Annotated in this window: 16 protein-coding genes, 2 tRNA genes, 2 rRNA genes and 2 pseudogenes (1 of these 22 cut by a window edge); 11 read left to right on the forward strand and 11 right to left on the reverse strand. The window is 34.0% G+C overall.

Annotation, left to right across the window (positions count from 1 at the left end):
- Positions 1-22 precede the first annotated feature (22 nt).
- From P5P87_RS21890 to P5P87_RS21915, 6 genes are all read left to right on the forward strand, one after another.
- Positions 23-976: an acetyl-CoA carboxylase carboxyltransferase subunit alpha gene (locus tag P5P87_RS21890; protein ID WP_198858143.1), complete on the forward strand. Its 954-nt coding sequence runs from the start codon at positions 23-25 to the stop codon at positions 974-976.
- 140 nt (positions 977-1,116) lie between these two features.
- On the forward strand, positions 1,117-2,661 hold the full coding sequence (gene dnaB / locus P5P87_RS21895) for a replicative DNA helicase (protein ID WP_198858142.1): 1,545 nt from the start codon (positions 1,117-1,119) through the stop codon (positions 2,659-2,661).
- A gap of 136 nt (positions 2,662-2,797) precedes the next feature.
- Positions 2,798-3,148 carry a hypothetical protein gene (locus P5P87_RS21900; protein ID WP_198858141.1) on the forward strand — a complete coding sequence of 117 codons (351 nt, stop codon included), beginning with the start codon at positions 2,798-2,800 and terminating at the stop codon, positions 3,146-3,148.
- 929 nt (positions 3,149-4,077) lie between these two features.
- On the forward strand, positions 4,078-4,611 hold the full coding sequence (locus P5P87_RS21905) for a sensor histidine kinase (RefSeq protein ID WP_278022822.1): 534 nt from the start codon (positions 4,078-4,080) through the stop codon (positions 4,609-4,611).
- Between the two features lie 114 nt (positions 4,612-4,725).
- Positions 4,726-5,391: a response regulator transcription factor gene (locus P5P87_RS21910; protein WP_278020611.1), complete on the forward strand. Its 666-nt coding sequence runs from the start codon at positions 4,726-4,728 to the stop codon at positions 5,389-5,391.
- Positions 5,392-5,739: 348 nt separating this feature from the next.
- Complete coding sequence (locus P5P87_RS21915) at positions 5,740-6,999, forward strand: asparagine synthetase B (protein ID WP_278020612.1); 1,260 nt, start codon at positions 5,740-5,742, stop codon at positions 6,997-6,999.
- Here the strand turns inward: P5P87_RS21915 and P5P87_RS21920 are convergent, their stop codons facing one another.
- From P5P87_RS21920 to thrS, 11 genes and pseudogenes are all read right to left on the reverse strand, one after another.
- Complete coding sequence (locus P5P87_RS21920; RefSeq protein WP_278020613.1) at positions 7,000-7,803, reverse strand: endonuclease/exonuclease/phosphatase family protein; 804 nt, start codon at positions 7,801-7,803, stop codon at positions 7,000-7,002. It abuts the gene before it with no gap.
- Positions 7,804-7,871: 68 nt separating this feature from the next.
- Entirely contained in the window at positions 7,872-8,039 is a 168-nt protein-coding gene (locus tag P5P87_RS21925; RefSeq protein ID WP_165352465.1) for a hypothetical protein, read from the reverse strand.
- A gap of 144 nt (positions 8,040-8,183) precedes the next feature.
- Positions 8,184-8,852 (reverse strand): DNA-binding transcriptional response regulator, encoded by a 669-nt coding sequence (locus P5P87_RS21930; protein ID WP_198858136.1) that lies wholly within the window; start codon positions 8,850-8,852, stop codon positions 8,184-8,186.
- 7 nt (positions 8,853-8,859) lie between these two features.
- On the reverse strand, positions 8,860-10,596 hold the full coding sequence (locus P5P87_RS21935; RefSeq protein WP_278020614.1) for an ATP-binding protein: 1,737 nt from the start codon (positions 10,594-10,596) through the stop codon (positions 8,860-8,862).
- Between the two features lie 50 nt (positions 10,597-10,646).
- Positions 10,647-12,368, reverse strand: coding sequence for a tetratricopeptide repeat-containing sensor histidine kinase (locus tag P5P87_RS21940; protein ID WP_278020615.1), 1,722 nt, complete (start codon positions 12,366-12,368; stop codon positions 10,647-10,649).
- A 167-nt stretch (positions 12,369-12,535) separates the two neighbouring features.
- A pseudogene (locus P5P87_RS21945) lies at positions 12,536-12,971 on the reverse strand (carboxymuconolactone decarboxylase family protein).
- Positions 12,972-13,050: 79 nt separating this feature from the next.
- On the reverse strand, positions 13,051-13,623 hold the full coding sequence (locus P5P87_RS21950) for a Crp/Fnr family transcriptional regulator (RefSeq protein ID WP_278020616.1): 573 nt from the start codon (positions 13,621-13,623) through the stop codon (positions 13,051-13,053).
- 146 nt (positions 13,624-13,769) lie between these two features.
- Positions 13,770-14,113 (reverse strand): annotated as a pseudogene (rplT, locus tag P5P87_RS21955) (50S ribosomal protein L20).
- 184 nt (positions 14,114-14,297) lie between these two features.
- The gene (gene rpmI, locus P5P87_RS21960; protein WP_008464950.1) at positions 14,298-14,495 is read right to left on the reverse strand and encodes a 50S ribosomal protein L35; all 198 of its coding nucleotides are present in this window, start codon (positions 14,493-14,495) and stop codon (positions 14,298-14,300) included.
- Between the two features lie 116 nt (positions 14,496-14,611).
- Positions 14,612-15,106, reverse strand: a complete 495-nt coding sequence (gene infC, locus P5P87_RS21965) for a translation initiation factor IF-3 (RefSeq protein ID WP_216359054.1) — start codon at positions 15,104-15,106, stop codon at positions 14,612-14,614.
- A 76-nt stretch (positions 15,107-15,182) separates the two neighbouring features.
- The gene (gene thrS, locus P5P87_RS21970; protein ID WP_278020617.1) at positions 15,183-17,129 is read right to left on the reverse strand and encodes a threonine--tRNA ligase; all 1,947 of its coding nucleotides are present in this window, start codon (positions 17,127-17,129) and stop codon (positions 15,183-15,185) included.
- Positions 17,130-17,790: 661 nt separating this feature from the next.
- On the opposite strand from thrS, the gene P5P87_RS21975 reads away from it, so the two are divergent.
- The 5 genes from P5P87_RS21975 to P5P87_RS21995 form a co-directional block, all read left to right on the forward strand.
- Positions 17,791-18,048 carry a hypothetical protein gene (locus P5P87_RS21975; protein WP_278020618.1) on the forward strand — a complete coding sequence of 86 codons (258 nt, stop codon included), beginning with the start codon at positions 17,791-17,793 and terminating at the stop codon, positions 18,046-18,048.
- A 189-nt stretch (positions 18,049-18,237) separates the two neighbouring features.
- Positions 18,238-19,751 (forward strand): 16S ribosomal RNA (locus P5P87_RS21980).
- A 127-nt stretch (positions 19,752-19,878) separates the two neighbouring features.
- Positions 19,879-19,952, forward strand: a tRNA-Ile gene (locus P5P87_RS21985).
- A gap of 93 nt (positions 19,953-20,045) precedes the next feature.
- A tRNA-Ala gene (locus P5P87_RS21990) sits at positions 20,046-20,119 on the forward strand.
- Positions 20,120-20,256: 137 nt separating this feature from the next.
- Positions 20,257-20,897 (forward strand): 23S ribosomal RNA (locus P5P87_RS21995); it runs 2,243 nt beyond the window's last position.
- Together the 16S and 23S rRNA genes with 2 tRNA genes alongside form the textbook arrangement of a ribosomal RNA operon.

Here is a 20,897-nt window from a genome sequence, read left to right on the forward strand (position 1 = left end):
TACAAACAAAATTCAAAAATCCATGGAATATTTAGATTTTGAGCTTCCAATTAAAGAACTTGAAGAACAGTTAGAAAAGTGCGTTATTATTGGAAAAGAATCTGACGTTGACGTAACGCCAACGTGCAAGGAAATCAACAAGAAATTAGAGGAGACCAAGAAAGATATATACAAAAACCTAACTGCTTGGCAGAGGGTACAATTGTCAAGACACCCAAACAGACCTTATACTTTAGATTACATCAAAGCAATCTGCGGAGATACTTTCTTAGAACTTCATGGAGATAGAGGCTTTAAAGATGATAAAGCTATGGTTGGTGGTTTAGGTAAAATAAACGGACAATCGTTTATGATTATCGGTCAGCAAAAAGGATATAATACTAAAACACGTCAATACCGTAATTTTGGTATGGCTAATCCAGAAGGATACCGTAAAGCACTTCGTTTGATGAAAATGGCAGAGAAATTCGGAATTCCAGTTCTTACTTTAGTAGATACTCCTGGTGCATATCCAGGACTTGAAGCAGAAGAAAGAGGGCAAGGAGAAGCTATTGCTAGAAATATCTTCGAAATGGTTCGTTTACAAGTGCCAATTATCACAATTATTGTTGGTGAAGGTGCTTCTGGAGGAGCTTTAGGAATTGGTGTTGGAGATCGTGTTTACATGTTAGAAAACACTTGGTACTCTGTAATTTCTCCAGAATCTTGCTCTTCTATTTTATGGAAAAGCTGGGAGTACAAAGAGCGTGCAGCAGAAGCTTTAAAACTGACTTCTTCTGACATGAAAAAACAAAAATTAGTTGATGATGTAATCCCAGAACCACTAGGCGGAGCGCACTACGACCGTGAAACAACTTTTAAAACGGTTGCAGAATACATCACTAAAGGATATAATGAATTAAAAGACTTATCAACAGCCGACTTAATTGCCCAAAGAATGGACAAATACAGTAATATGGGCGAGTATAAAGAGTAAATTCATACAAAGAGACTTAAAATCCGAAGCCTTACAGTTTCGGATTTTTTTTTGGTTATGAACAAATCAGAATTATTTATAAACAATTATTAGTTATAACTAGATAGCAGATTTTTTTTAAATTTTGCTACTTTCGCTATATGGAAAATTTCAAAAACTTAAACCCTGTTAAGGTCGACAAAACCACAATTATCAACTTAGAAAAAGGAAAGTTGCCACCGCAAGCTCTTGACTTGGAAGAGGCTGTGCTTGGTGCGATGATGATTGATAAAAAAGGGGTAGATGATGTAATTGATATTTTGCAAGCCGAAGCTTTTTACAAAGACGCGCACAAACATATTTTTGAAGCGATTTTACAACTTTTTACCGAAACGCAGCCAATTGATATCTTAACCGTTTCGACTCAGTTAAAGAAAAACGGAAAGTTAGATTTAGCAGGTGGAGATTTTTATTTGATTCAGCTTACGCAGAAAATTGCTTCATCGGCGCATATCGAATTTCACTCACGTATCATTCTTCAGAAATTTATTCAAAGAAGTTTAATTAGAATTTCTTCAGAAATTATCGAAGCATCATATGATGAAAGTGCTGACGTTTTTGATTTATTGGATCAAGCTGAATCTAAATTATACGAAGTAACACAAGGAAATATCAAGCGTAGTTCTGAAACCGCACAGAGTTTAGTTTTACAAGCTAAAAAGAAAATTGAGGAAATTTCTAAAAAAGAAGGATTAAGTGGTGTAGAAACTGGTTTTCATAATTTAGATAAGCTAACTTCTGGATGGCAACCGAGTGATTTAATTATTATCGCGGCGAGACCAGCGATGGGAAAAACGGCATTTGTACTTTCTATGGCCAGAAATATTGCGATCCAATATGGACATGGAGTGGCTTTGTTTTCCCTAGAGATGGCATCTGTTCAGTTAATTACGAGGCTTATTTCTTCTGAAACAGGTTTGTCTTCAGAAAAATTACGTACAGGTAAATTAGAGGCTCACGAATGGACAATGTTGAGTACTAAAGTGAAAGATTTAGAGAAAGCACCTTTGTTTATTGATGACACACCTTCGCTTTCTATTTTCGATTTAAGAGCAAAGTGCCGTCGTTTAGCATCGCAACATGGTATTAAAATTATCATTATAGATTATTTGCAGTTGATGACTGCAGGAGGAAATGCTAAAGGAGGAGGAAATCGTGAGCAGGAAATTTCGACAATTTCTCGAAACTTAAAAGCTTTGGCAAAAGAACTTAACGTTCCTGTTATTGCACTTTCTCAGTTATCGCGTGCCGTTGAAACGCGTGGTTCTAGTAAAAGACCGTTACTTTCGGATCTTCGTGAATCTGGAGCGATTGAGCAAGATGCTGATATCGTTTCGTTTTTATACCGACCAGAATATTACAAAATTGAAGAATGGGATGATGAAGAAGCTTCTCCAACTGCCGGCCAAGCTGAAATTATGATTGCAAAACACCGTAATGGTGGTATTGAGAACATTCGTTTGAAGTTTTTAGGACACTTAGGAAAATTTGATAACCTTGATGATTTTTCAGGTAATTATGATGATTTGCCGTCAAAAATGAATCATGATGATAATTCATTTATTACTAATAATCTGCCTTCGGCTAATGAAGCCTTCGGAAGTAATTTAAATGATGACGATGATGATAGCGATGTTCCGTTTTAATAAAACAAAAAGCCTTATTATTAAGGCTTTTTTTATGTTTTTATGTTAATTGTAGAATAAAAATCAGTAGTTTAGCTAAACCAATTATAAACTATTATTTTTTTTTAATTATTAACCAATTAACAAATTTTAAATTATGAATGAAGAAACTTTTCCAGGACCTATTCAGATTCCTGTAGCTACTGCAAACGAGTGGGAGCAAAGATATCAAGATGATCAAAGCGTTGAAGATGCTAAGAAAAAAGTAAAAGCTTTCTTAGTACCAAGAGAAAGTTTGAAAAAAGTACTTGAGCTTGACACAGATGCTGTTTGGGCTTATATTGGAATTAACGATCAAAAAGAAAAAACATTACTTTTCGTAGGAGCCCAATATGATGAGAAAACTGGTAAATACATAAATGTTTATGGTAAAGCCGACGGATTAGGTGGCGACGAAGCTGCTGAAGAAGTAGTTTACGATGGTTCACGTCCAAGCCCTCCTTTTTAATTTTTGATAGTAAAAAAATGATTGATTTTTTAATATATTCAGGTTATTTGATTTTATTAATTGATCTAGTACTATATTCAATTAGCTTTTTCCGCAAGGAAAAAGCTAATGTTTTTTTTGTTTCTTACTTGGCATTTATATTTTTAATACAAATTTCAATGGAAATATTGTATTCGCTAAAAATGAATAACTTGTTTTTGGTCAATAGTTTTTTTATTGGTCAAATGATATTACTGGGTTTATTTTACAATTCGATTCTACATATTAAAATTCAAAAGCAATTTGTAAAAATTAGCCTTTTTCTTGCTCTGCTTGTACTGACAATACAATTTATTAAGACGCCACAAGAATTTTTAAAATTTAATTTGTTTGAAATTACTTTGACATCGTTGCTAATAGTTGTTTTTGCATTGATACATTTCTACAATATGCTCACAGAAAACAAGACCTATTATTATGTAAATATGGGTATAATGTTATACTTGCTTTCAAGTACAGTATTGTACATTATAGGTAATTTAACGTCGGTCTTAAATAATGATCTAAAATATTTGAGTTGGCAGTTAAATGCATTTTTGAATATTATTTATTATCTGTTTATTTTGTATGAATGGAAAGTTAGTTTTTCAAAAAAAGGTTTACAAAACTAATTTGTATTATTAAACGTAGATTATGAACTCCAATTCAATCCCCGAAAAAGAATTAGTTGCTATAATATTATATATCTCTCTGTTTTTTATAATTGTTGCAGTCGCATTAATAATATTCTTTTACTTTTCTAGAAAAAAATAATTCAGAAAGAATTAGAGAAAATAGATTTAATACTTCGATATCAAAAAGAACAGCTACATGCTATTATTGTTACACAAGAGGAAGAACGCAAAAGAATTGCGCAAGATCTTCATGATGATATTAGTTCAAAATTAAACATTGTTTCCTTAAACAGTCATTTGCTTACAGCTCCAAACCTTACAGAGGCTGAAACAGCTGAAATTACAGAAAATATAATCGCTTTAACAACAAAGGCATTAGATAATTCTAGAAAAATTGCGCATAATTTATTGCCACCAGTTTTTGAAAAATTTGGCTTAAATGCTGGTATCGAGGAATTGTGTGAAGAATTTGAATCTAGTAAGTCTGTCAAAACATATTATAAAAATGAAATTGATTTTGATGAGAAAGAAATAGACAGACATTTACATATTTTTAGAATCCTACAAGAATTAATGAATAATTCGATTCGTCATGGAAAAGCATCTGAGATATGGATTTCTTTTGCCACTAAAGATGGAGTAAATATTTGTGACTATAAAGATAACGGAGTTGGTTTTGATAGTTCGAATGCCGAAAATCAAAAAGGTTTAGGAATGAAAAATATCGATAGCCGAATATCATTTTTACAAGGAACAATTGAAATTAACTCTGAAATTAATAACGGTATTGTTGTAAATTTTACATTTTAGGTCAAATTATGTGTTTTATGAAGCTTTTTGGTCAATAAAATAGGGTATTTAGACTTTTTCTAATTCATATTTTGTAATTTCGATAAACCAAATAAACGACCAAAAACAAATAAGATGAATCCTGCTATTAAAATTGCTCTAGTCGATGATGAAATTTTGTTTCGAAAAGGAATTTCTTTTTTATTGCAAAGAGAAGAAAATATTGACGTTATTTTTGAGGCTTCAAATGGTGACGAGTTAATTTCTCAATTAAATGAAAGAGAAATTAAACCAGATATAATAATAATGGACTTAAAGATGCCAATCTTAAACGGTGTCGAAGCCACAAAAATTATTAGAAAACTATTTCCCGACATTAAGATCATTGCATTGACTAGTTACGATACCAAATCGTTTATTGCCAATATGATTCAAGTTGGAGCTGTAGCATACTTAATTAAAAATACTACTCCAAAAGATTTGATTCTTACAATCAATGAGGTCGCAAAAAAAGGATTCTATTATAACGAAAATGTCTTAAAAACAATTCAAGATACAATAGTTTCTCCTAAAAATGCCAGAGGCGGTTTAGAAACGAATTTCCTTTCACCTCGTGAAATTGAAATTCTGCAATTAATCTGTCAGCAGAAAACTACTGCAGAAATTGCAGAACATCTTTTTTTAAGTCCAAGAACAATCGAAGGACACAGAAACAATTTATTGCTTAAAACAGAATCGCGAAATATTGCCGGTTTGGTTGTCTACGCTATTCAAAATGATTTGGCAGTTTTAACAATTTAAAATATTATGCTGTCAAAAACTGAATTGACAGCACATAATATAATATGATTGTTATTACAAGAACACATAGTCCTATTTTCTGAATTATATTCAGACCCTTTTGCTGGTTATTACTTTCATTAAACTTCATAGTTGGTTTTTTTTTACAGCGATTAGTTTTATGAACCTGGGATAGCAAATGTATAGAGAATATTCTTCCAAATTATAGGTGTTTTTACCTGTTTTTTTATTGTTTGAAAATCAATTTTCTTCAAGCTTTTTTATTTAACATTCTATATTCAACAGAAAAGATTCTAAGTGTTCTTTTTTTGCTGATGGCTTTTATATCTTTACTAAAATAATTTTCTGATGAATAAGACTTTATTCTACTTTTTTATACTATTGATTACATTTAATGCTAAAGCTTCGTTTATCTTACTTCCGATGGACGAATCGACGCAGCAAAATCATTTAAAAGCATACGGAATTACTTATTGGTGTTTGAGCAGAGATTATAAAGCGAGCTGGCTTTTAAATTATCGCGGTGGTTCTTTTTTACTTCCTGATGCTGATGAAATTAGAAAAGAATGTAAAATACGAGGAGTAAGTTTTGAAGTAATTTCAGATAGCGAACAAGCTTCTATTTTAAATGAAATTTCGAGCCCTTCTCAAAATATGGAATCTGTGATTTTAGAAAAAGCACCTAAAATTGCCGTTTATACTCCAAAAGGAAAACAACCTTGGGATGATGCCGTAACGCTAGTTCTAACTTACGCCGAAATTCCTTTTACCCCAATTTATGATGAAGAAGTTTTAAGTGATCAATTATTAATGTACGATTGGCTTCATTTGCATCATGAAGATTTTACCGGACAATATGGAAAATTTTATGCCGCTTACAAAAATACGCCTTGGTACATCGATCAAAAGAGAGATGCCGAAGCTTTGGCAAAGAAACTAGGATACGCAAAAGTATCTCAGGAAAAAGGAGCAGTTGCTAAAAAAATTAGAGATTTTGTAATTGGAGGTGGTTTTATGTTTGCCATGTGTTCTGCGACAGATAGTTTCGATATTGCACTTGCTGCAGATGGAGTAGATATTTGCGAAGCTATGTTTGACGGAGATCCTAGTGAATCTAATTATCAGTCAAAATTAAATTATAATAATTCTTTTGCTTTTAAAAATTTTACTTTAGAAAGAAGGCCAGAGGTATATGAGTTTTCGGATATTGATATGACGACGAAAAGACGAATACCAATGGATAAAGATTATTTTACTTTAATGGAATTTTCTGCAAAATGGGATCCTATTCCGAGTATGTTATGCCAAAACCATACACAATTGGTAAAAGGTTTTATGGGACAAACGACTTCATTTGATACTTCATTAATAAAATCGAACATCTTAATTATGGGAACTTGCGAGTTAAACGGCGAGTCAAGATATATTCATGGAGAAAAAGGCAAAGGAATGTTTACTTTTTTTGGAGGACATGATCCAGAAGATTTTCAGCATCAGGTTGGCGATCCTCCAACGGTTTTAGATTTACATCCGAATTCGCCTGGATATAGATTGATTTTGAACAATGTTTTATTTCCTGTCGCAAGAAAAAAGAAACTTAAAACATAATTAATTTAAAGAAAACTCAACCCAGATCGGAATATGGTCTGATATTTTTTTTGCACTTTGTAAAGAATCAAAATCTTCGTAAAATTTAATAATTCCAGAATTGTTTACTTTTAGATTCAATGTCTTATAAAAGATATTGTCAAATTCTGAAGCAAGGCAAATATTGTTTTTGCATTTATGTTTTAAAGTTGTCTTTTGATTTTTTAATACAGAATCATATCCCATTTTTTTCAACGGATTAAAAACAGAATGTTTTTCAGGACAATTAAAGTCACCTAAGAAAACGAGATTTAAATCAGGATATTCGTTTGGTAAAAATTTAAAATATTTGATTTCGGTTTCGGGCTGTTTATTTTTAGTTATTGCGTGAAAATTGACAAGAGTGATTGTCTTTTTATTAATTTCGAACGTGGCAAAATAGGGTTCCCGGTCAATTTCTACGCTAAATTTTTTCTCTAGCCAAGGTTTGTTTTTCAATTTGGCTTTGTGAGTTTTCCAAATAAAGGCGTACCGCTCGGTTTTATAACTGCTACTAGAAGTAGGATCACTTATTTTGTAGTCCCATTTGCTTCCTTTTTGGTTAAGTATTGTGGCAAGTTTTGCTACAGTTTGTGCACCTCCATTTCCAGCTACAACTTCTTGAATTGCAATTATATCATAAGTAGATATTGTTTTGGCAATATATTCTAGATGAATATCAGATTTCGATTTTCCAAAGTTTTCTATATTCCAAGATAGGACTTTGGTTTGTGCAAAAGATAAAAATGTAAATAATAGTAAGACAAGGCAGAGAATTCTTTTCATGAAAAAATTTAACGGGACTAAGATTAAAACATCTCTTCCTGCAATAATTAAGCCTATCTTAAAATAAATTAGTGCTTTTTGTATCGATTTTTTAAGGCAGTACCAATAATTATAATTTGTAAAACTAACAATGCTGGAATAAAAATCATTTTCCAGTCAATTTCCAACCAGCCCGTTTTTTCAGAAACAAAGGCAAAGCTTATCGATAAAAAAAGGCAAAGTAACATTGTTTTCATAACTATTTTATTTTGTGTAGTATTAATTCTAGAGAATACAATACTCGCTTTACTTTTTGGTTTCATGGTAGGTTAATAGATTATCACAAATTTAGCAGTATAAACAGTGTAATCCTTACGGGAATCCGTAAAGCGCCATAAAAATTACACCAGTCCGAAATCTTTTGCAATTGCAATTAAATGCACATTATTATTGGCCTTAAAGTAAATTTTTAGTTTATTGATTCTTTTCTCTATACTGCTTGTTCCGTTAGGAGTGATAGATGAATCTTTGAACTCTCTAGAAATACTTTCTAATATATATCCTTGAGATAAAAGTTTTAGAATAGAAATATCATATGATTCAATTTCAATTAAAGATTTGTCATTAAAATTGAACGACAAATCTGAAGAAAGTATTTTTTCTTCATTGTTAAATGTACTTTCAATAGCATTTCTTAATTCGGCAATACTGTTTCTACCTTTAGTGACATAGGCATTAATACCCAATTCATTAAAAAGATTTTTTATTCTGTAGCTTTTGTCTTCTATAGAAAAAACAATCTTTTTCAGTTTTGGCTGTACTTTGTTTATTGCTTCAATAAGTTCATCTCCGCTGGTTAAATCTACTTTTCTATGGTCAGATTTAAAAGATAAATCTGTAATCAATAAATCGTAAGGTTCTTTATCAGCCAATGCCTTTTTTACTTTAAGTAAGCCTTCATCGCAATATTTAACATGATGAATTACAGGAACTTGTAACTCTTCAAGAACTTGAACAACTGCGATACTGATACTGTCTAGATCTTCGGCAACTAAAACTTTTTTAAACATAATTGTCTTATATTGGAAATTTGAAACTTATTTTAAAACCATTTTCTGATTCTTTGTCAAAATTAAGAGTTCCTTTTATTGTTTTAATACGGTTTTCCACATTTTGTAGTCTTTTTTCTAAAATAAAATATTCAGAGCTTATTTTTTTGCCATTATCGATATACACTATTTGAATGTTTCTTTCTTCTTTTTTAAACGTTATACTCGCTAGAGATGCATCATTCAGTGTTTTCATGTGATCAAGGATTTCCTGAAGAACACGAGAAACAGTAATTTTTTTTACACGGTCAATTTTTTTCCATGAAAAAGCATTTAAACCGTTTACAATTATATTTAGCTTTTGGTTGGTGTATCCAGAAATCATTTCTTTTAGATCTTTTTCGAAATTTTCGTTGGTAGCGATTTCACTATTTTCTCGAGAAATATTTCTGGTTTTGGAGTAAATGTTATTTAAATAGAATAAAAATTTTTCTTTGTTTTCTTCTTCTTCGAGGTTGTAGTTTTCTGTAAATGATAAAATTTTGTCAATGTCTTTTTCAAGTTCAAATTGTAATTTTTCAGAAATACGCATTTCATTCTTAAAAACTTCGTTATTGCTTTCCTTTCTGCCTTTCGTAATTACATAAAAAATGATGAAGACTAAGCTTCCAATGCTGACAAAAATTACAACATAAGAAATGTAACTTCTGTTTTTTTGTCTTTGTAGTTCTAATTCTTTTTCTGCTTTTTGGTTTTTGAGTTCTAAATTTTCGTCTTTATCTTTTTTTGAATTATATATAGCATCAGCAAATTGATTTTTTGCTTTTTTTCTGCTAACAGCAAGACTGTCAATCATTCTACTATAAATTTTCCAATGTTTTTTTGAATTCTTAGCATCGTCGGCCTCAATAAGTCCAGTCAGCATATTGATTTGATTTGTTATAGATTTTGCTTTTTTAGCGCAATTGTAAGCTTTTATTGCATTGATTTTCTTTAACTCTGGATTGTTGTATTTTGAATAATATAGATAAAAAGCATAATAATTTCCAATTAGCTCGTAATCATCGTTTAATGTAAGAGTTACTTCTAAACTTTCGTTAAGGCACTTAAAAGCTTGTTCTTTATGATTTCCAAGTCTTAGATAAGAAAGACCTAAATTATATAATATAGATGCACGCTGAATATTTGTATTCGAAGGAGTTATTTTATCTTCAATCTTATATTTTACAAGTGGTTCTAATAAATTTACTGCTTCTTGATATTTTTTTTGTTGCATATAGGTAAATGCAATTTCAGACAATATTCGTGCTTTTCTGAACGTTGATACGGCTTTTTTTAATGCTTTTTTATGATAATGCAAAGCCTTTTCGTTGTCATAAGTATAGTAGTAATGATAAGCCATAAATGTATAAGCATTAACAGCATACTTTACATTTGTTGTCTTATCTAAATAAGGAAAAGCTTTTATAAGTTTAGTTTCGGCTTCATAATAATCGCCATTTCGTCGCAAGATTTCTACACTATTATTTAAAGAGCCAACATAATCATCCGCATAATCTTCTATTGGAACACATAGTGATTGTGTTTTGTTGAAATAAAAAATGGCGCTGTCGGTTTTTCCAGAATCCCAAAAAGCATTTGCCTTGTCCATCGTCTGCTTAATTTCGACGGAGTGATCGGTTTTGGTGTGATTTATTTTAAGGCTTTTTGCCCAAGAAATAGGTGTAGAATAATATAATGCTAAACCTATAATAGAGATTAACAAGCAAAAAAGGAAGATTTTTTTTCGAAAAAAGTTGAGCCAGTATTTAATCATTATGCCGGAAATTTAATTAAAACTTTAAAACCTTTTCCAAAATCTGAATGAATATTTATCTCGCCTTTAATGGCATTAATTCTATTTTCAATATTATGTAAACCATTTTTTAAAACCATTTTGTTTATATCGATTCCTCGTCCGTTATCGGTATAATTAATTATTATACTATTATCGAGCTCTTTAAAAGTTAGTGCAACTAAACTCGCACAACTATGTTTTTTCATGTTCACAAGTAATTCTTGTATAGAACGATAAACAGCTATTTTTTTAGTTCTGTCAATAGAATCCCATGAAATGGTATCCAAACCATTTATCATAAGATTTGTGGTTGGTGTATTAAATCCAGAAATCATTTCTTTAATCAAAACTATATAATTTTGATTGCTTATAGTTGGGGTATTTTCTTTTGAAATATTTCTTGTTCGAGAATAAATATCTTCTAATCTTTTTAATAGATGCTTTTTATTTTCTTGAGTAGAAATGTTTCTATTTTCGACAAATGCCATTGTGTGATAAATGTCATTGGCAAGTTCGTCATGTAATTTTTTTGAGATTCTAGTTTCGCTTTGATATGTTGCTTCTATTTTTTGACGATTGGCTCGTGAGGTCAGAAAAAAATAAATGAAAACGATTAGGGCAGATGCAAATATGATTACTATATAGGAAATAATATTACTGTTTTCTTGTTTTGCTAACTGAAGTTCATTTTTAATTTTTTGAGCTTTTAATTTTAGATTTTCCTCTTTTTCCTTTTTAGTGTCGTATTTAATTTTTGCAAATTGATTTTTTGCTTGTTGCCTTACTTCAAAAATGCTATCTATTGCACTTATATAAATAAGCATATTTTTTTTTGATTCGACATCGGGACTATTTTCTATTATAAATTTTAAAGCAAGTAGTCGCTCATCTATATTACCTGATAATGTATAATTTTTATAGCTTAATTTAGCGTACTTCATTGCTAAACCAGCTTTGTTTTTTTGATAGAATTGAGAAAGATTATAATAGGTTTTGCCTAAGCCTTCTAAATAATTTGCTTGAGATTTTATTTTTAAGCTCTTTCTAAAAAAGGAAAGTGCTCTTGGATCTTCTAGTTTATAATAGCAGTATCCTATGTAATCTAATATTTTGGAATAATTTTCAGGACTATCTTTTAAGATCTTCTCTTTACTTATTGAAAGAAAAATGGGAAGCGCTTTTTTAAACTTATGTTGTTTTATATAAATAACAGCGATATTGTTTTTTGCTTCAAGTTTATTTATCCTGTCAATTTTTAAAGTAAATGCCTTAGAGTAATAATAAATTGCAGTTGGGTAATCGTAGGTATAAAAATAGTTCCTTCCTAATACACTGTAGATATTCCAGATATAATTAGAGTCTTTTATTTGATTTAGAAACGGAATTGTTTCTATTGCTGTTTTTGTACTACCAACAAAATCTTCATGTTTTTGCTGAATTTCGGCCATATAGTACATACAATAAACATAATTCTTTACATCGTCTTTAAGATTGCTATTTGCCCTTGCCTTATTGTATAAATAAAATGCACTGTCTAACTGTTTGTTTTTATAAAAGAAGTCGGCCGAACGAATCGTTTTTTCTATTTCGATTTTATTGCTTGCAATTTTTTCTACCGGTTTTTTCTTGTTTTGGCACGCAAAAAAAAATACAAAAATGAAAATTGTATAAAAGGTAATTTGTATTTTTTTTGGAATCATGCGCCAAAAATAAATAATTTTATTTCTTACAAAAGCGTATAAATACCTGTTTTTCAAAAATCTCAAAAAAAAGAAAATTCACATTCTGATTTCCAGTGATATACAGAAAGGCCCTCTTGTAGAAGGGCCTGTAATAGTAAATTGCTTGTAAATTTTATCCTTATAAATTATTCTGCACGCATATCGGTTGCAATTCCAATTCGATTCCATGCATTAATAGTAATGATTGCCATAATGATTTCTGCTAGATATTTTTTATCAAATAATTTAGCAGAGATTTTGATATACTTCTTCAGAAACGTGATTGCTTATTAATGTTATTTCTTCTGTTAAAGCTAATATTGCTTTTTCTTCATCACTATAAAAATCAGCTTCACGCCAAGCAGTAAGCAGATAAATACGTTGTTCGGTTACACCCAGCTTTCTCGCGTCTGCAGTGTGCATGTTTATGCAATAAGCACAACCATTTATTTGTGATGCTCTAATTTTAATTAACTCTTTATGTACAGGAGATAGAGAAGTAGAAGCAATATATTTTTCTAAACCTAACATGGCTTGATATGCTTCTGGAGCAACTTGCGGGATAACGATTCTTGAGTTCATTTTTATATGTTTTAAAATTTCATTACAAAGGTGGGTAATGTATGCTTTTAAAAACTTGAACTACTTCAAGAAATTCAACTCAGAGTTTTCCAGCTCTTATTTTACTCATAAATTCTGCAGAAAAATCCAGATAGGAGGCAAGCATATATTGAGGAACGCGCTGAACAAATTCTGGGAAATGGTCATTAAAGTGATGATATCTTTCTTCGGCTGACATTGTAAATAAGAATTTGATACGCATTTGCATTGCGCCAAAACTTTTTTGAGTAACAATTCTAAAGTATCTTTCAAGATTAGGAATTTCAAGTAGTAATGCCTCTAAAAGGTTTTTATCAATGGCAATAACTTCTGAGTTTTCAACTGCCTGCAGATAAAAGCTTGATGGTATGTGATTGTGGTAGCTCAAATAATCAGTAATCCACCAGTTTTCTATCGCAAATTGAAGTGTTTGCTCTGTACCTTTAGGATTGATGATATATTGTCTCATACAGCCCTTGACAACAAAATACATTGTATTGCAAATTTGACCTTCTGTGAGTATATGTTCTTTCTTTTTTATATTAGAAATTTCTAGACATGATTCTAATTTATCTATTTCTGAAGGTTCAAGAGTAATAAATTTTTCAATATGGTCAAAAAGCGCTTTGTACATAAGATTATTTTGATTTATACAAAGTTACCTTTTAATTTTTTTCTAAAGACGGAGATTTGAGACTTCTTTAAAGCAAAAAACCATTCGCGTTAACGAATGGTTTTATATAATAAGTAAGTAATCTTAAATTGAGTTTATAAAACGTTTTATTTTACTTTATTAAGAATAGCTTTGAAAGCTTCTGGGTGGTTCATAGCTAAATCTGCAAGAACTTTACGGTTCAATTCGATTCCGTTAGCTTTAACTTTCCCCATGAATTGAGAATAAGACATTCCCTCTAATCTAGCTCCAGCGTTGATACGTTGAATCCATAATGAACGGAAATTTCTTTTATTCTGTTTTCTGTCACGGTAAGCGTAGCTCATCGCTTTCTCTACCGCGTTCTTAGCAACTGTCCAAACGTTTTTACGTCTACCAAAGAAACCTTTGGCTTGCTTCATTATTTTTTTCTTCTTGCTCTTTTAGCAACTGAATTTACCGATCTTGGCATAATTTTAATGTGTTTTTGTAGCAGGCGTCCTGAATTGAATCAAAGGAACTTAAAGCCATACTCCAAGGTTATATAAATAATTTTTTAACCTAAAGAAAATCTTTAGTCTAATGTCTTAAAGTCAAATGTCTAATGTCAGATACTGACTTTTAAACTTTATGACTTTCTAACTTCTGACTTATAATTAGATAATTCTTAATTGTTGTTTAATGCTTCTCATATCTGTTTGGTGAACTAGCGCTGAGTGAGTCAAAGCTAATTTACGTTTTTTAGATTTTTTAGTCAAGATGTGACTTTTAAAAGCATGCTTTCTTTTAATCTTTCCAGAACCAGTAACTTTAAAACGTTTCTTAGCGCTAGATTTTGTTTTCATTTTAGGCATTTTTCCTAGTGTTTTAATTTATTCTTACTTACTTATATCTTTAGTCTGAATGTTTAAAAGTTAAAAGTCAAAAGTCAGTTTATGACTTTTGACTTTAAGACTTTCGATCTTAAGACTTATTTCTTTTTCTTCGGAGCAATGAACATAATCATTCTCTTTCCTTCCAAAACAGGCATAGCTTCAACTTTACCATGTTCCTCTAAATCTTGAGCAAGACGTAATAATAGAATCTGACCTTGATCTTTATAAATGATAGAACGTCCTTTAAAGAATACGAAAGCTTTTAATTTAGCTCCCTCTTTTAAGAATTTTTCAGCGTTCTTTCTTTTAAATTCATAATCATGCTCATCTGTTTGAGGACCAAATCGAATTTCCTTTACCACAACTTGAGAAGATTTAGCCTTCAAAGCCTTATCTCTTTTCTTTTGTTCGTAAACAAATTTCTTGTAATCCATGATTTTACAAACCGGTGGTTCCGCATTTGGCGAAATTTCAACTAAATCCAATTCAAATTGGTCAGCTAAACGTAGCGCGTCAGCGATTTTAAAAACCCCAGGTTCAATGTTTTCACCTACAAGACGTACTTCAGGAACACGAATAAGATTGTTTATTCTGTGTGCATCTTTCTTCTCTACTCGAGGTTGAAAACCTCTGTTACTTTTTATTGCTATGACTTTCTAATTTAAGTTAAACTGTAAATACTTTTAATGTCTTTTTTATCTCTTCGTCTACAATCGCGACAAATTCTTCGATTGAAACTGTGATATTGCCTTTTCCTTCTTGTCCGTGACGACGAATAGAAATCGTGCCATTTTTCTCTTCTTCCTCACCAACGATAAGCATAAATGGAATTTTCTGCATTTCTGCATCTCTAATTTTCTTACCGATAGTTTCATTTCGGTTGTCAATTAGGGCGCGAATTTCGTGATTTTCTAGCAAATCTAAAACTTTTTTAGCATAATTTTCGTATTTCTCGCTCAAAGACAAGATAATAGCCTGCTCAGGCATTAACCAAAGTGGGAAATTTCCTGCTGTATGCTCTAGTAAAATTGCTATAAAACGTTCCATAGATCCAAAAGGAGCTCTGTGAATCATAACAGGGCGATGTAATTCATTATCAGCGCCTTTATAAGTCAATTCAAAACGTTCAGGCAAGTTGTAATCTACCTGAATTGTTCCTAATTGCCATTGTCTTCCCAAAGCATCTTTTACCATGAAATCAAGTTTCGGACCATAAAATGTCGCTTCACCATATTCGACAACAGTATTAAGACCTTTGTCTTTTGCTGCGTTGATAATTGCATTTTCTGCCTTTTCCCAATTTTCATCAGTACCAATATACTTGTCTCTATTTTCCTGATCTCTTAATGAAATCTGAGCAGTAAAGTTCTCAAAGCCTAATGAGCCAAATACGTACAATACAAGGTCAATTACTTTTTTGAATTCTTCGTCTAATTGCTCCGGAGTACAGAAGATATGCGCATCATCTTGAGTGAATCCTCTAACGCGAGTTAAACCATGTAATTCTCCAGATTGCTCATATCTGTAAACGGTACCAAACTCAGCATAACGCTTAGGTAGATCTTTATATGACCAAGGTCTTACGTTGTAAATCTCACAGTGATGAGGACAGTTCATTGGTTTCAATAAAAATTCTTCACCCTCAGCTGGTGTATGAATTGGTTGGAAACTATCTGCCCCATACTTTGCATAATGACCAGAAGTTACATAAAGTTCTTTTTGGCCAATGTGCGGACTCACAACTTGCTCGTATCCAGCTTTCTTTTGAGCTTTCTTTAAAAATTGCTCCAAACGCTCTCTAAGAGCAGCGCCTTTAGGTAGCCATAAAGGCAAACCTTGACCTACTTTTTGAGAAAAAGCGAACAACTCCAACTCTTTTCCTAATTTACGGTGATCACGACGTTTTGCCTCCTCAAGAAGTTCAAGATATTCAGTTAAATCTTTTTGTTTAGGGAAAGAAGTTCCGTAAACACGAGTCAACTGTTTGTTTTTCTCATCACCTCTCCAGTAAGCACCGGCAACACTCATGATTTTTACAGCTTTGATTATTCCAGTATTTGGAATATGTCCACCACGGCATAAATCAGTAAAAGTTGCATGGTCACAAAAAGTAATAGTTCCGTCTTCAAGGTTTGAAATTAATTCAGTCTTATAAACGTTATCCTTATACATTTCTAGCGCCTCTGCTTTGCTTACTGGGCGCATTTTGAAATCATATTTTCCTCTAGAGATTTCAAGAATACGATCTTCAATCTTTTTGAAGTCAGCTTCAGAAATCTTTTGATCTTCAAAATCTACATCATAATAAAAACCATTAGCAATTGCAGGCCCAAGAGTTAATTTGATTCCTGGGTACAATTCCTCAAGGGCTTGTGCCATTACGTGCGAAGTCGAATGCCAGAAAGCTTTTTTTCCTTCTGCATCATTCCAAGTATATAGTATAAGATTACCGTCGGTCGTTAATGGAGTTTCGGTTTCAATAGTTGTACCATTAAAAGATGCAGAAATCACATTTCTAGCAAAACCTTCGCTAATGTTTTTAGCGACCTCCATTGGAGTTACGCCTGAAGCAAACTCTCTAATTGACCCATCGGGTAAAGTAATCTTGATCATTGTTTATAATTTTGTGAATGCAAATATACGTGATTACAAAAATACATACAATATATAAGTACAAGTTTACTCTATTATATAATAAGTATTGTCTTTTGTCTATTATTTTATATTATATTATATGTAAAGCTAATTCTTTTTCAAAACCTCACGTCTTTACTTTATATGTACATATATAATATAAGTATGGAATATAAGTATGGAATATAAGTATGGAATATAAGTATGGAATAGGAGTATGGAATAGAAGTATGGAATAGAAGTATGGAATAGAAGTATGGAATAGAAGTATGGAATAGAAGTATGGAATATGATGCTGGGTAGATGGGAAACCTTAAGTTTTATAATAAACAAGGATCTTTTGCGGCCGAAGGCCTGCCTAAAAAGGATTTCCGCTTCCATCGGGGCTATGGCGGAGCATTTTTGGAACACATTTTTACGGAAAGCGCCCCTTTAAGAATATAAGGAGCCGCGCAAAAAGGGCATGAAATGGCGGAAACTCCGCAAAAGCGGCATTGAAAAACCCCGATAAAACGGCAAAACCGCACCGCAGTTCAGAAAAACCCCACACAGCGCCAAAAAAAAGCAGAGCGTAAAGGGACTGCTTCCAGACAGTTACGGAAAAAGGCAAAAAAAGATTAAAAAAAGCGGCTAAAAAAGCTTGGAAAAGCGGAAAAAGGTTCTACTTTTGCACCCGCAACAGCAAAACGCTCATCGAAATGCCGGCAAGGGAATAAGAATTAAAAAGGGAAGAAATTTTCTAAAAAAAGATTCGAAAAAGCTTGCGAGATTTGAAAAAGCGATTTACATTTGCACCCCGCAAAACACGGAAAGCTCTTTGATAGACTGGGAAGGAAAAAGGAAAATGGAGGCGAAAATAAAGCTTCAAAATTTTTCAAATTTTTTCTTGCAGGTTTAAAAAATTAGTTTTAGTTTTGCACCCGCTTTGAAACACAAGCGATGAAGAAATAAAGACACGTTCGTAGACATATTGAATTGACAGCCGTTCTGAAAGAGATTTCAGAACATAAAGAATAAGAGCATTAGAATCGAGAGATTCGATAAAGAACCGCTAAGTTTAGCGCATCGCAATATAATATTAAAATATACGATGAAGAGTTTGATCCTGGCTCAGGATGAACGCTAGCGGCAGGCTTAACACATGCAAGTCGAGGGGTAGAGCACTTCGGTGCTTGAGACCGGCGCACGGGTGCGTAACGCGTATGCAATCTGCCTTTCACAGAGGGATAGCCCAGAGAAATTTGGATTAATACCTCATAGCATACTAAGTTGGCATCAACCTAGTATTAAAGTCACAACGGTGAAAGATGAGCATGCGTCCCATTAGCTAGTTGGTAAGGTAACGGCTTACCAAGGCGACGATGGGTAGGGGTCCTGAGAGGGAGATCCCCCACACTGGTACTGAGACACGGACCAGACTCCTACGGGAGGCAGCAGTGAGGAATATTGGTCAATGGGCGCAAGCCTGAACCAGCCATGCCGCGTGCAGGATGACGGTCCTATGGATTGTAAACTGCTTTTGTACGGGAAGAAACACTCCTTCGTGAAGGAGCTTGACGGTACCGTAAGAATAAGGATCGGCTAACTCCGTGCCAGCAGCCGCGGTAATACGGAGGATCCAAGCGTTATCCGGAATCATTGGGTTTAAAGGGTCCGTAGGCGGTCTTGTAAGTCAGTGGTGAAAGCCCATCGCTCAACGGTGGAACGGCCATTGATACTGCAGGACTTGAATTATTGGGAAGTAACTAGAATATGTAGTGTAGCGGTGAAATGCTTAGAGATTACATGGAATACCAATTGCGAAGGCAGGTTACTACCAATTTATTGACGCTGATGGACGAAAGCGTGGGTAGCGAACAGGATTAGATACCCTGGTAGTCCACGCCGTAAACGATGGATACTAGCTGTTGGGGGCAACTTCAGTGGCTAAGCGAAAGTGATAAGTATCCCACCTGGGGAGTACGTTCGCAAGAATGAAACTCAAAGGAATTGACGGGGGCCCGCACAAGCGGTGGAGCATGTGGTTTAATTCGATGATACGCGAGGAACCTTACCAAGGCTTAAATGCAGACTGACCGATTTGGAAACAGATCTTTCGCAAGACAGTTTACAAGGTGCTGCATGGTTGTCGTCAGCTCGTGCCGTGAGGTGTCAGGTTAAGTCCTATAACGAGCGCAACCCCTGTTGTTAGTTGCCAGCGAGTAGTGTCGGGAACTCTAACAAGACTGCCAGTGCAAACTGTGAGGAAGGTGGGGATGACGTCAAATCATCACGGCCCTTACGCCTTGGGCTACACACGTGCTACAATGGCCGGTACAGAGAGCAGCCACCTCGCGAGGGGGAGCGAATCTATAAAGCCGGTCACAGTTCGGATCGGAGTCTGCAACTCGACTCCGTGAAGCTGGAATCGCTAGTAATCGGATATCAGCCATGATCCGGTGAATACGTTCCCGGGCCTTGTACACACCGCCCGTCAAGCCATGGAAGCTGGGGGTGCCTGAAGTCGGTGACCGCAAGGAGCTGCCTAGGGTAAAACTGGTAACTAGGGCTAAGTCGTAACAAGGTAGCCGTACCGGAAGGTGCGGCTGGAACACCTCCTTTCTAGAGCCCTAATGTTAGTGCTTGCACACGTTTGGGAAATAAGATGCGCAGCATCGGTTTTTTGGATCTTGAAATTGTATTGCTCTTGCTGTTAATTTAAAAAAATGATAAAACTTAAGTAAAACAGAGTCTCGTAGCTCAGCTGGTTAGAGTACTACACTGATAATGTAGGGGTCGGCAGTTCGAGTCTGCCCGGGACTACTATTTGACTTAAAAGAAGGAAATTCTAGAGTTGAAAGGTTACGAATTACAAAAAAAATTCATAATTCATAATTCACAATTCATAATTAGATTGGGGGATTAGCTCAGCTGGCTAGAGCGCCTGCCTTGCACGCAGGAGGTCAACGGTTCGACTCCGTTATTCTCCACAGGTCCGAAAGGGCATAAGTTCATTGACATATTGGGATAAGAAAATAATAAGAAAGTAGAAAGCGTTTTCTGTTATGGCAGCAATGCATATGATAGGAAACAAAACAAAACGGATCATATTAAATTATGATTTGGTGCAATAAGCAAAATAAGGGCGCATGGGGAATGCCTAGGCTCTCAGAGGCGATGAAGGACGTGATAAGTCGCGAAAAGCTGCGGGGACGGGCACACACCGATCGATCCGCAGATATCCGAATGGGGCAACCCGCTATGTTGAAGACATAGCACACCGATAGGTGGGCAAACCCGCTGAACTGAAACATCTAAGTAGGCGGAGGAGAAGAAAACAAAAGTGATTCCGTAAGTAGTGGCGAGCGAACGCGGATTAGCCCAAACCAGCATTGTTACGGCATTGTTGGGGTTGTAGGACCGCGACATTTCATGCGCAAGGAACCGGAAGCTTCTGGAAAGGAGCGCCATAGAGGGTGACAGCCCCGTATGGGTAACGAGTGTAATGGATAGCGGTATCCTGAGTAGGGCGGGGCACGTGAAACCCTGTCTGAATTTGGCGGGACCATCCGCTAAGGCTAAATACTCCTGAGAGACCGATAGTGAACCAGTACCGTGAGGGAAAGGTGAAAAGAACCGTGAATAACGGAGTGAAATAGATCCTGAAACCATGCGCTTACAAGCGGTCGGAGCCCTTTCGTGGGGTGACGGCGTGCCTTTTGCATAATGAGCCTACGAGTTAACGCTGCTGGCAAGGATAAGTGGTTA

It is taken from the genome of Flavobacterium ginsengisoli (assembly GCF_029625315.1).
GTDB lineage: Bacteria > Bacteroidota > Bacteroidia > Flavobacteriales > Flavobacteriaceae > Flavobacterium > Flavobacterium ginsengisoli.